Consider the following 11024-nt stretch of genomic DNA (forward strand, 5'->3'; position numbering starts at 1 on the left):
GGCTGCACCTGGGCCATTACCACGGCGTGCTCAAGAACTGGGTGCGCCTGCAGAACGAGTACGAGTGTTTCTTCTTCGTGGCCGACTGGCACGCCCTGACCACCCACTACGAGAGCCCCTGGGTGGTCGGGGACAATGTCTGGGACATGGTGATCGATTGGCTGGCCTGCGGCGTCAACCCCAAGCTGGCGCGGCTGTTCATCCAGTCCCGGGTGCCCGAGCACGCTGAGCTCCACCTGCTGCTGTCGATGATGACCCCCCTCGGCTGGCTCGAGCGGGTGCCCACGTTCCGCGACCAGCAGGAGCAGCTGAGCGACCGGGACCTGTCCACCTACGGCTTCCTCGGGTATCCGCTGCTGCAGTCGGCGGACGTGCTCATCTACAAGGCCACCGAGGTGCCGGTGGGCGAGGACCAGGTGGCCCACCTGGAACTTACCCGCGAGGTGGCCCGCCGCTTCAACCACCTCTACGGCGTCGAGCCGGATTTCGAGCAGAAGGCCCAGGAGGCGGCGCGCAAGATGGGCAAGAAGAATGCGCGCCTCTACCACGACCTGCGCCGTCGCTATCAGCAGGAGGGTGACCGCGAGGCCCTGGAGGTGGCGCACGCCCTGCTGGAGGGGCAGCCGAACATCACCGTCGCCGACCGCGAGCGGCTCTTCGGCTACCTCGACGGCACCACCCGGGAACTGTTGCCCGAGCCCGAGGTGCTGTTGACGCCGACCGCGAAGATGCCCGGCCTCGATGGCCGCAAGATGTCCAAGTCCTACGACAACACCATCGGCCTGCGCGAGCCCACCGACGACGTCGTCCGCAAGCTGCGCACCATGCCGACGGACCCGGCGCGGGTGCGTCGTAACGACCCCGGCGATCCGCAGAAGTGCCCGGTGTGGGACTTCCATCAGGTCTACTCCGACGAGTCGACCCGCGCGTGGGTCCAAGAGGGGTGCACCACCGCCGGGATCGGTTGCCTGGAGTGCAAGCGCTGCATCATCGACGCCGTTGAGGCCGAGCTGTCGCCGATCCGCGAGCGGGCCCGACAGTACGAGGAAGATCCGGAGCATGTGCGCTCGATCATCGTTGACGGCTGTGAGCAGGCCCGCGAGGAGGCCCGCGAGACCCTTGGCGAGGTGCGCAGCGCCATGGGCCTGGAGTACCGGTGACGGAGACCGCCGCCGGGCAGGCGTCCGCTGACGAGCCGGCGGGCGGCGGTGAGCCGGTGGCCCGCGTCGGTGACGAGGCGCTGCGACGGCTGCCGGACGATCTCTACATCCCCCCGGACGCGCTCGAGGTCTTCCTCGAGGCGTTCGAGGGGCCGCTGGATCTGCTGCTCTACCTGATCCGGCGGCAGAATCTCGACATCCTCGACATCCCCATCGCCGAGATCACCCGGCAGTACATGGAGTACGTCGAGCTCATGCGCGAGATGCGTCTGGAGCTGGCCGCCGAGTACCTGGTGATGGCCGCCATGCTCGCCGAGATCAAGTCGCGCATGCTGCTGCCGCGGCCCGCGGCGGCCGACGACGAGGAGGACGAGGACCACGATCCGCGGGCCGAACTGATCCGCCGGCTGCAGGAGTACGAGCGTTTCAAGAAGGTGGCCGAGCAGATCGACGAACTCCCCCGCGTGGGGCGGGATATCTTCCCGGCCGCCGCCGACGCACCGGAGTGCCGGCCCCGGGCGCAGGCACCGGAAGTCAGCCTGCGCGAGCTGCTGCTGGCCCTTTCAGAGGTCATGCGCCGGGCGCAGCTGAATGAGAGCCACCACGTCGAGCGCGAGACGATCAGCATCCGCGAGCGGATGAGCGAGACCCTGAGCGGGCTCAGCGAGGAGCGTTACACGCCCTTCCAGGAGCTGTTCCGGGTGGAGGAGGGGCGGACCGGGGTCGTGGTGACCTTCCTGGCGCTGCTCGAGCTGGTGCGCGAGTCCATGGTGGAGCTGGTCCAGGCCGACGCCTTTGCCCCGATCTACATCCGCGCACGATGAATATGCCACCACTCAAGCACATCATCGAGGCGGCGCTGCTGGCCGCCGGCGAGGCGCTGACCTTCGAACGCATCCAGGGCCTGTTCGATGCCGACCGGGCGCCGAGCCGTGACGACATCCGCCGGGCCGTGGCCGAGCTGTCGGCGGACTACCAGGGGCGCGGGATCGAGATCCGCGAGGTGGCCGGCGGCTACCGCATCCAGGTCGGTGCCGACATGGCCCCGTGGGTCTCGCGGCTCTGGGAGGAGAAGCCGGCACGCTATTCGCGGGCCGTCCTCGAGACGCTGGCCCTGATTGCCTACCGGCAGCCGATCACCCGCGGGGAGATCGAGCAGGTGCGCGGGGTCAGCGTCAGTACTTCGATCATCCGCACGCTCGAGGAGCGTGGCTGGATCCGCGTGGTGGGCCGGCGCGACGTGCCGGGGCGCCCGGCGATGTACGCCACCACCCGCGGGTTTCTTGAGCACTTCAACCTGCGCGGGCTGGATCAGCTGCCGGATCTGGCCACGCTGCAGGATCCGGATCAGGCGCATCTGGAGCTGGATCTGCGCCTGCCCGACGAGGCCGAGGGCGATCCGGCAACCAGCGACGACGAACAGGGGGCGACCCGTGACGAGTGACGGTGGGAATCAGCCTGCGGGCGAGAAACTGCAGAAGGTACTGGCGCGCGCCGGGCTGGGCTCGCGCCGCGAGATGGAGGCGGCCATCCAGGCCGGGCGCGTGCGCATCGAGGGACGCGTGGCGAAGCTGGGCGATCGCGCGCAGCCCCGTGACCACGTGGAGCTGGACGGGCAGACGGTGCAGCGGGTCCATCGCGAGCCGCCGCGGCGGGTGCTGCTCTATAACAAGCCCGAGGGCGAAGTGACCACCCGCTCCGACCCCGAGGGCCGATCAACAGTCTTCGAGCGGCTGCCGCGCACGCCCGGGCGGTGGATCGCCGTCGGGCGGCTGGATATCAACAGCCAGGGGCTGTTGCTGTTCACCAACGATGGCGAACTCGCCAACGCCCTGATGCATCCCTCCACGGGGGTTGAGCGGGAGTACGCCTGCCGGATCCACGGCGAGGTGACCGAGGAGATGGTCCACCGCTTGGTGGGTGGGGTCGAACTCGAGGACGGCCCCGCCCACTTCGAGGTGGTGGAGTCGGCCATGCCGGTGGACGAGCCGCAGGAGGGCGCTAACGCGTGGTTCCACGTTATCGTCACCGAGGGGCGCCGCCGCGAGGTCCGCCGGCTCTGGGAGTCCCAAGGGGTGACGGTCAGCCGTCTGATCCGCGTGCGCTACGGGCCCGTGGTGATGCCCCGGGATCTGCGCCGCGGCCAGCTGCACGAGCTGGACGAGGCCAACAAGCGCGAACTCTACGAGCACGTGGGCCTGACCCCGCCGGAGCCGGTCAGGCGGACGGCGCCCCAGCGCCGCCGGCGGCGTGGGCGCAAGCGGCGCTGAGCGGGCAGTCGGCACAGCGCGGCGTGGGGCGGCAGGTGTCCTTGCCCAGCGCCACGATCTGGGCATGCAGCTCGTTGAAGGCTGCGGTGTCCGGCCCCAGCGCCGCCTCGACACCCGCCCGTAGCCGTTCGTAGCCCTCGTCGCCCTGAATCCAGCCCAGGCGCTGGAGGATGCGCCGGGTGTAGGCGTCGATGACGAACACCGGGCGGTGGAAGGCGTAGAGCAGGATGTCGTCGGCGGTCTCGCGGCCGACGCCGTTGACCGCCAGCAGCTTCTCGCGCAGCGCCTCGGTGCGCCGTAGCTGCATGCCCTCCATGCAGCCCTCCTGCAGGTAGGCGATGCACAGGTTGCGCAGCCGGCGGGTTTTGACGTTGAAGTAGCCTGCCGGCCGGATCGCCTCGGCCACCTCGTCGCCCTCGGCCTCGATCAGGGCCACGGGATCGAGCAGCCCCGCGCCACGGAGCTGCTCCATGGCGCGCTCGACATTGCTCCAGGCGGTGTTCTGGGTCAGCACGGCCCCGACCAGTACCTCGAAGGCGGTTTCTGCCGGCCACCAGTGCTGTTCACCGTGGTGGGCGACCAGCTGCTCAAGCAGCCAGCGTAGCCGCTCACCGGTCAGGCCGGGGTGGGGGCGCGGCGAGGGCGCGCTCACGCCGGTGCCGGCTCGACGCTCAGCGCCTGACCGTGGTGGCTGCGCCCGTCGGGCCCGAGCAGGCGCAGGAAGGCGCCGGCCACCTGCTGCGGCTGGGTCAGGTCGAGGGGGTTCTCGAAGGGGAAATCCTTCTGCCTCAGCCCGGTGGCGACAATGCCCGGGTCGAGGGTGTTGACGCAGACGCTCGTCGTCTCGGCCAGCTCCGCGGCGAGCACCCGCATCAGGCCCTCGAGCCCGGCATTGGAGACGGCGTAGGCGCCTCCGTAGGCTTTGTGGCCATTCCGGCCGCTGGCATCGCTGGTGAACACGATGCTGCCCCGGTCGGACTCGCGCAGCAGCGGCAGGCACGCTTGAGTGAGCATGAAGGCGGCGTTGAGGTTGACCTGGAGGGTCTTGTACCACGTCTCCATGTCGTAGAGTTCGACGGGCGCCGGTTTGCCCATGGTGGCCGCGGCGTGGAGCAGGCCATCGAGGCGGCCGAGGCCCTCGCGGATACGCTGCGCGACCTCGGGGAAGTTGTCGAAGGTGGCGCCCTCGAGGTTCATGGGGTAGATCGCCGGTTCTGGGTGGTTGTCCTCGACGATGCGGTCGTAGAGGCTCTCGAGCGCCTTGAGGTCCTTGTCGAGGATGACAACCGTGGCGCCGGCGGCGGCGAGCCGGCGGCAGACGGCGCTGCCGATACCGCCAGTGGCGCCGGTGACCAGGATGACGCGCCCGTCGAAGGCGTCTTCGGCGGGCTGGTAGTCGGCGGAGATCAACGCTTGTTCGGCCACGGTTATCCCCTGATGGTGGTGAACGACGGGAAACGCCGTACCTTACCCAGCGCTCCGGTAGCGAGCAAGGTAGGCCGGGCGGGGTTGCCTGTAGCCATTGCCTCGGGCGTATTCCCCGCCGTCGCTCCCTGTGTCAGGCCCCCGGGCCGGATCGGCGGACGCGCCCCTGCGGGGTTCCCTGTGCTGCTCGCCCGCGCAGGGCCTCGCGCAAAGGAACGGCGCTGGCGCGCCGTTCTGCGCTGCGCGCTGACCAACGCGAACCAGGAAAGGTTCGCGCTGGCCCCCTGCTTGGGCTGCGCTGCTCGGCGCGTCCGCAAGGATCCGGCCCGGGGGGCTGACACAGGGGAGGTCCATCGAGCCCTCCGAGGCAGCGGCGCCTCTCCTCAGGCAGGCGTGCCCCGGGGGTCTGTCTCCACTGCGAAGCACTTCGCCTCGGCAGCCACCAACTCCTTGGCGGCAAGCATCCGCACCGGCGGACTGGCTTGGCCAAGGGACTCATAGAGAGCCCGGCACTCCGGGACGTAATGACGCGCAAAGGCCAGATCGTGATCAGCAATGGAGGCAAGGTTGCTGGCCAGGTCGGCGCACTTGATGGTCTGAACCCAGCCCGGTGCCTGGCGCAACTGCTTAACGGCGCGGGCCTTGCGCTGGTCGCGGGGCTCGCCCTCCTCGATCGCGGCGCAGGTCAGCCACATCACCCCGGAGCGAACACGCTCTCCAAACTGGGCGCAGAGCATTCCGGGCTCTAGGCCGGAGTCCTCGACAGCATCATGAAGCCAGGCTGTGATCAGTGCGTCGGTCTCCTCCGTACCGAGCCGGGTCAAGGCCGCCACCTCCGCAAGGTGCTTCCAGTAAGGCTCGCCGGTATAACGCCGACGTTGATCGCGGTGAATGTACATGGCGAGGGTGATGGCTTCGTAGAGGCGTTGCTCGTCGCGGGCCGATGGCTGCTGCGAATCGGTCATGGGCCTGCTCTCGCGGTCTATGGTGGCCGACGGGGTCGCGTTTGCTGCATCTACTTTACCGGTTTCACGACCTGCTGCCCATGCAAGGGCGTAGGAGCCGGGAGGGGCTCGGCAGCTAAGCGTTGTTTGCTCCTATCGCCGTCGACGCCGGCAGTCGCCCCTGTGTCAGGCCCCCGGGCCGGATCCTTGCGGACGCGCCGAGCAGCGCAGCCCAAGCAGGGGGCCAGCGCGAACCTTTCCTGGTTCGCGTTGGTCAGCGCGCAGCGCAGAACGGCGCGCCAGCGCCGTTCCTTTGCGCGCGGCCCTGCGCGGGCGAGCAGCACAGGGAACCCCGCAGGGGCGCGTCCGCCGATCCGGCCCGGGGGCCTGAAACAGGGAGCGACGGGGGCCTGAAACAGGGAGCGACGGGGGGCTGAAACAGGGGGCGACGGCGGGGGGCCCGCCTTAGGCTACAGCCGCCCCCGCCAGGCGACCCACACCTTGCGCAGCGGCGTCAGCGTCAGCCGGCCGCGGATCAGCTCCGCCGGCCCGCGGCGACGGATCTCCAGGAGCAGGGCCTGATGCAGCGCGGCGTACGCCGTCACCGGGCGTAGCGCACGCGCCGCGGCGCGGTCCGTCGGCGCCCGCCGGCCCGCGGCCGAGAACAGCGGCTCGATGGCCCCGGCCTGGGCGTCCAGCGCCCGGAGCAGCGAGGGCAGGGCCGTCCCATCGGCTTGGAGCAGTGCTCCCTCCGCCGGCACTCCGGCCCCGCGCAGGGTCTCCCGGGGTAGGTCGCTGTCGCCGTAACGGGCGGCCAGCCCCTGCAGACGCAGGCTGCGGGTCAATGCGATGGCGCTGCCCAGTGCCGTCGCGTACCCGGTGGCCGAGTCGTCGCCGACCAGAACCCGGGCGGCCAGGCGTAGCGGGGCCGCGGCGTGGCGCTCGGTCAGCTCGCGCTGCTCGGCGAAGGTGTCGGGCCGGTCGCCGTCCAGGGTGCGGTCGGCCTCATCGAGCACGGCGCGCAGCTCCGCGCCCGGCAGCTGGTCATCGTGGACCGCTGCGGCCAGGGGGGCGGCCAGTGGGTGCTCGCCGCCCCCTTCGAGGATCCGCGCCAGCTCGGTGCGCCACCAATGCAGCTTGGCCCGGGCCACGTCGGGCTCCTGAGTGCTCAGCGGGATGCGCCGGATCTCACTGGTGAACGCCGCAATCGCCTGCAGCGGCCGGCGCTGCTGCTCCGGTGCCAGGCGCAGGGCGTAGTCCAGGCTGGAGCCCGGCGGGGCCGTCCGGGCCAACAGGTCGTCGGGGATGGCGGGTGCGGGCATGGCGCGGTTTCAGACAGCGGAGCGGTCGAGTCTGGCGCCTGCTTCGGGCTCAAGCCAACCCAGCAGCTCCGCGGGTTGGCGGATCAGCCCGTGGGCGCCCCACAGGGCCGGGCGGTCGCCGGCGTGCAGATAGCCGAATAGGGCCACCAGCCCGCGGGCGCCGGCGGCCACCGCCGCGTCGATATCCCGGCGGGCATCGCCCAGGCTCCAGCACGCCTCGGGGGCGCAGCCCAGCGTGGCGGCGGCGTGCCGGATCGGGTCGGGGTGGGGCTTGGCCCGGTCCAGCGTGTCGCCGCAGACCACCGCCCCGGCGCGCGTGTCCAGTGCCAGGCGCTCGAGCAGCGGTTCGGTGAGGTGCGTCGGTTTGTTGGTCACGATACCCCAGGGGATGTCCTGCCCCTCGAGGGTGTCGAGCACCGCGGCCATGCCCGGGAAGAGCCGGCTCTCATCGGCGATGCGGGCCCGGTAGCGCCGGACCAGCTCCTGCTCGAGGGCCACCGCGTGCGGGTCGCTTGGGGGTACCGAGAAGGCGTGGCTGACCATGATCCGTGCGCCGTGGGAGACCGTGGTCTGCAGCGCACCCGTCGGCGCTGGCGGCCGCCCCGCCTCGGCGAGCAGCTCCTGGACGCAGGCGATCAGATCCGGTGCCGTGTCGACCAGGGTTCCGTCGAGATCGAAGAGGACGCCGCGCCGCGTGTTCATCAATGCTTGCGCAGGTGGGCGAAGTAGTTCACCGAGGTGTCCTGCTTCAGCCACGCCGTGCGGGTGAATGGGTTGTAGCCCAGCCCCGTGACCTCCTGGAGTACCAGCCCTTGGGGGCGCCCCCAGCGGGTCAGCTCCGAGGGGCGCACGAAGCGCTCATGCTGGTGCGTGCCCCGGGGCAGCAGACCGAGGATGTATTCGGCGCCGACGATGGCCAGGGCGTAGGTACGCAGGGTGCGGTTGATGGTCGAGAAGCAGGCATCGCCGCCGTCGCGCAGTAGCGTGGCGATGGCGGCCACCACCGACTCCGGGCGCGGGGTGTGTTCGATCATCTCCATGCAGACCACGGCGTCGAAGGGTTCGACCTCCCCGCGCTGCGCCTCCTCGGCCAGTTCTTCCACCGTGCACTGGCGGTAGTCGACGCCGGTGATCTCCGCCTCCAGCGCGTGCAGCTTGGCGGTCTGCAGTGCCTGGCGGGCTGTGTCGATGCCGAGTACCTGGGCGCCGCGGCGCGCCATGGCCTCGGCCAGCAGGCCGCCGCCGGCGCCGACATCGAGGATGCGCTTGCCGGCCAGCCCGTCGAGCCGTGCCTCCAGCCACTCCAGGCGCACCGGGTTGATGTCGTGCAGGGCCCGCTGGCTGCCGTCCGGCTCCCACCAGTCGCCGGTGGCATCGAACTGCGCTGTTTCGCGGGTGTCCTCGTTGCGCTCGCTGCCCGGGTCGGCCTGGTTCATGGGCTGCCCTCCGTTACCGTTGGCCCTCACTGAGCCCGCTCCGCTGCGATCCGTTCCCGCCACTGCTCGGCCCGGGCAATGGTCTCGGCCGGGTCCAGCGTGGTCAGCTGCCCGTCGCGCACGCGGGGCTCGCCGGCCACCCAGACGTCGGTGACGTGCTGGCGGTTGGCGGCGTAGACCAGCTGCGAGAGGGGGTTGTAGATCGGGTGCTGGTTGAGATCGGCCAGCGAGATGGCGGTCAGGTCCGCCGACTTGCCGGGTTCGATGGAGCCGATCTCCTCCTCCAGGCCGAAGGCGCGCGCGGCGTTGATGGTCACCATGGCCAGCGCCTGCTCGGCGGGCAGGGCGGCGGCATCGCCGGAGACCGCCTTGGCCAGCAGGGCGGCGGTGCGCATCTCGCCGATGAGGTCGAGGTCGTTGTTGCTGGCCACACCGTCGGTGCCCAGGGCGACGTTGACACCGGCGCGGGTCAGTGCGGCTGCCGGGCAGAAGCCGCTGGCCAGTTTCAGGTTGGCCTCCGGGCAGTGCAGCACGTGCGCGCCGGCGGCGGCCAGGCGTTCGATCTCGGTCTGCTCGAGCTGTGTGGCGTGCACGGCGAGCAGCCGCGGTGAGACCAGGCCGACCTCCTCGAGGCGCTGCAGGGGGCGCTTGCCGGTTTCGCGCAGGCTCTGCTGGACCTCGTCCGCGGTCTCCTGGACGTGGATGTGTACGGGAACATCCAGGCGCTCGGCGTGCTCGCCGATCCGCCCCAGGAATCCGTCATCCACGGTGTAGGGCGAGTGGGGCGCGAACAGGGTGCGCACCAGCGGCTCGTCGCGGAAACGCTCGTGCAGCGCCAGGCCCTTTTCCAGGTACTCGTCCAGGCTCTGCGCGTAGCCGCTGGGTACGCCGATGACGATCATCCCGAGCTGGGCACGCATGCCCACCTGACGGGCGGCCTCGCCGGTCACCTCGGGGTAGAAGTACATGTCGTTAAAGCAGGTCACCCCGCCGCGGAGCATCTCGCCCATCGCCAGGGTGCTGCCGTCGCGCACGAAGGCCTCGCTGACCCAGCGCTGCTCGGCCGGCCAGATGTGCTCGGTGAGCCAGGTCATCAACGGCAGGTCGTCGGCCATGCCGCGCAGCAGGGTCATCGCGGTGTGCGTATGGGCGTTGATCAGCCCGGGGATGAGGACGTGCTCGCCGAGATCGTGCTGGGTATCCGCCCGGTAGCTCCCGCGCAGCTCGTCGTTGCCGGCGACGGCTACGATACGTCCGTCGCGGATGGCGACCCCGTGGTCCTCGAGCACGCTGCCGCTCGGCTCGACCGGGATGACCCAGCGGGCGTGGATCAGAGTGTCGACACGTTCCATAATACGCTCCGTTTTTGCTGCAGCGAGGGTACCACGACTTGAATACCGCCTCCCACGACACGGTCCGGGCGCTGGAGTGGCGCGACGAGGGGCTCTATCTGCTCGATCAGCGTCTGCTGCCCGGTCAGGAACAGTACGTCTGCTGCACCGACGCTGCGGCCGTCGCCCAGGCGATCACCGACATGGTGGTGCGTGGCGCGCCGGCGATCGGTGTGGCCGCCGGCTATGGTGCGGCCCTGGCCGGTGCTGCGGCTTGGCGAACCCACGGCGCCGGGTGGCAGGCTGGTATGGCCGAGGATATGGACACCCTGCGCCGCTCGCGGCCGACGGCCGTCAACCTCGCCTGGGCCCTGGCGCGCATGGAGACCTGCGCCTCGCGGCTGTCGGAGGACGAGGATCCGGCGTCGGCCCTGCTTGCCGAGGCCCACGCCATCCACGCCGAGGATGTTGCAGCCAACCAGCGCATGGGCCGCTCCGGCGCCGGGCTGATCCAGCCGGGCAGCGGGGTGCTCACCCACTGCAATACCGGCTCGCTGGCCACTGGCGGGTTGGGCACGGCGCTGGGCGTGATCCGCACCGCCTGGGCGGATGGCCGAATCGAGCGCGTCTTCGCCGACGAGACCCGGCCGTGGCTGCAGGGGGCTCGGTTGACCGCCTGGGAGTTGGCCGCCGACGGCATCCCGGTGGAGCTGCTGGCCGACGGCGCCGCGGCTGCCCTGATGCGCACCGGACAGGTGCACTGGGCGATCGTCGGTGCCGATCGCATTGCAGCCAACGGGGACGTGGCCAACAAGATCGGCACCTACGCCGTGGCCCTGGCGGCGCGCCAGCACGGGGTGCGATTCATGGTGGTGGCTCCCACCTCGACCATCGATCCGGAGACGGCCACCGGTGAGCAGATCCCCATCGAGACGCGGGACGCCCGGGAGGTCCTGTACGCCGGCGGCCAGCGGGTCGCGCCGAAGGCCGAAGGGGTCGGCGCCTGGAATCCGGTCTTCGATGTCACGCCGGCGGAGCTGGTGGATGTCATCGTCACCGAGCGCGGTGTGGTCCATCAGCCGGATGCCGACGGCATCGCCCGCCTGCTCGAGGGCGCTGGCTGAGTCGTCGAAGCG

12 protein-coding genes are annotated in these 11024 nt (G+C 70.6%); 5 read left to right on the top strand and 7 right to left on the bottom strand.

Annotated features, from left to right (window positions below; all coding sequences use genetic code 11):
• Window positions 1–2: 2 nt before the first annotated feature.
• From LRG07_RS12890 to rluB, 4 genes are read left to right on the top strand one after another with little or no spacing between them, the layout of a single operon-like run.
• Window positions 3–1160 (top strand): tryptophan--tRNA ligase, encoded by a 1158-nt coding sequence (locus tag LRG07_RS12890; RefSeq protein ID WP_238637316.1) that lies wholly within the window; start codon window positions 3–5, stop codon window positions 1158–1160.
• Window positions 1157–1984 (top strand): ScpA family protein, encoded by an 828-nt coding sequence (locus tag LRG07_RS12895; protein WP_201168739.1) that lies wholly within the window; start codon window positions 1157–1159, stop codon window positions 1982–1984. The genes LRG07_RS12890 and LRG07_RS12895 overlap by 4 nt, the downstream gene beginning before the upstream one ends.
• Window positions 1985–1986: 2 nt before the next feature.
• The gene (gene scpB, locus LRG07_RS12900; protein ID WP_370641544.1) at window positions 1987–2604 is read left to right on the top strand and encodes an SMC-Scp complex subunit ScpB; all 618 of its coding nucleotides are present in this window, start codon (window positions 1987–1989) and stop codon (window positions 2602–2604) included.
• A complete protein-coding gene (gene rluB, locus LRG07_RS12905; RefSeq protein WP_238642602.1) occupies window positions 2594–3430 on the top strand; it encodes a 23S rRNA pseudouridine(2605) synthase RluB in 837 nt (278 codons plus the stop codon). Before scpB ends, rluB begins: the two co-directional genes overlap by 11 nt.
• Here the strand turns inward: rluB and LRG07_RS12910 are convergent.
• The 7 genes from LRG07_RS12910 to LRG07_RS12940 all read right to left on the bottom strand — a co-directional run bounded on the left by LRG07_RS12910 (window position 3378) and on the right by LRG07_RS12940 (window position 9909).
• On the bottom strand, window positions 3378–4082 hold the full coding sequence (locus LRG07_RS12910) for an endonuclease (protein ID WP_201168731.1): 705 nt from the start codon (window positions 4080–4082) through the stop codon (window positions 3378–3380). The two genes, rluB and LRG07_RS12910, sit on opposite strands and share 53 nt — an antisense overlap.
• Window positions 4079–4855: an SDR family NAD(P)-dependent oxidoreductase gene (locus LRG07_RS12915; protein WP_238642603.1), complete on the bottom strand. Its 777-nt coding sequence runs from the start codon at window positions 4853–4855 to the stop codon at window positions 4079–4081. Before LRG07_RS12915 ends, LRG07_RS12910 begins: the two co-directional genes overlap by 4 nt.
• Before the next feature lie 383 nt (window positions 4856–5238).
• Window positions 5239–5820, bottom strand: a complete 582-nt coding sequence (locus LRG07_RS12920; protein WP_201168725.1) for an HD domain-containing protein — start codon at window positions 5818–5820, stop codon at window positions 5239–5241.
• 449 nt (window positions 5821–6269) lie between these two features.
• On the bottom strand, window positions 6270–7121 hold the full coding sequence (locus LRG07_RS12925; protein ID WP_238634148.1) for a squalene/phytoene synthase family protein: 852 nt from the start codon (window positions 7119–7121) through the stop codon (window positions 6270–6272).
• A 9-nt stretch (window positions 7122–7130) separates the two neighbouring features.
• A complete protein-coding gene (locus LRG07_RS12930) occupies window positions 7131–7823 on the bottom strand; it encodes an HAD family hydrolase (protein WP_201168684.1) in 693 nt (230 codons plus the stop codon).
• A complete protein-coding gene (gene ubiG / locus LRG07_RS12935; RefSeq protein ID WP_238642604.1) occupies window positions 7823–8557 on the bottom strand; it encodes a bifunctional 2-polyprenyl-6-hydroxyphenol methylase/3-demethylubiquinol 3-O-methyltransferase UbiG in 735 nt (244 codons plus the stop codon). The genes LRG07_RS12930 and ubiG overlap by 1 nt, the downstream gene beginning before the upstream one ends.
• A 26-nt stretch (window positions 8558–8583) precedes the next feature.
• Window positions 8584–9909, bottom strand: a complete 1326-nt coding sequence (locus tag LRG07_RS12940; protein ID WP_201168678.1) for a TRZ/ATZ family hydrolase — start codon at window positions 9907–9909, stop codon at window positions 8584–8586.
• A 38-nt stretch (window positions 9910–9947) separates the two neighbouring features.
• On the opposite strand from LRG07_RS12940, the gene mtnA reads away from it, so the two are divergent.
• Entirely contained in the window at window positions 9948–11012 is a 1065-nt protein-coding gene (gene mtnA, locus LRG07_RS12945; protein ID WP_238642605.1) for an S-methyl-5-thioribose-1-phosphate isomerase, read from the top strand.
• Window positions 11013–11024: the final 12 nt, after the last annotated feature.

This window comes from Halorhodospira sp. 9622, from assembly GCF_022228025.1.
Lineage (GTDB): Bacteria > Pseudomonadota > Gammaproteobacteria > Nitrococcales > Halorhodospiraceae > Halorhodospira > Halorhodospira halophila_A.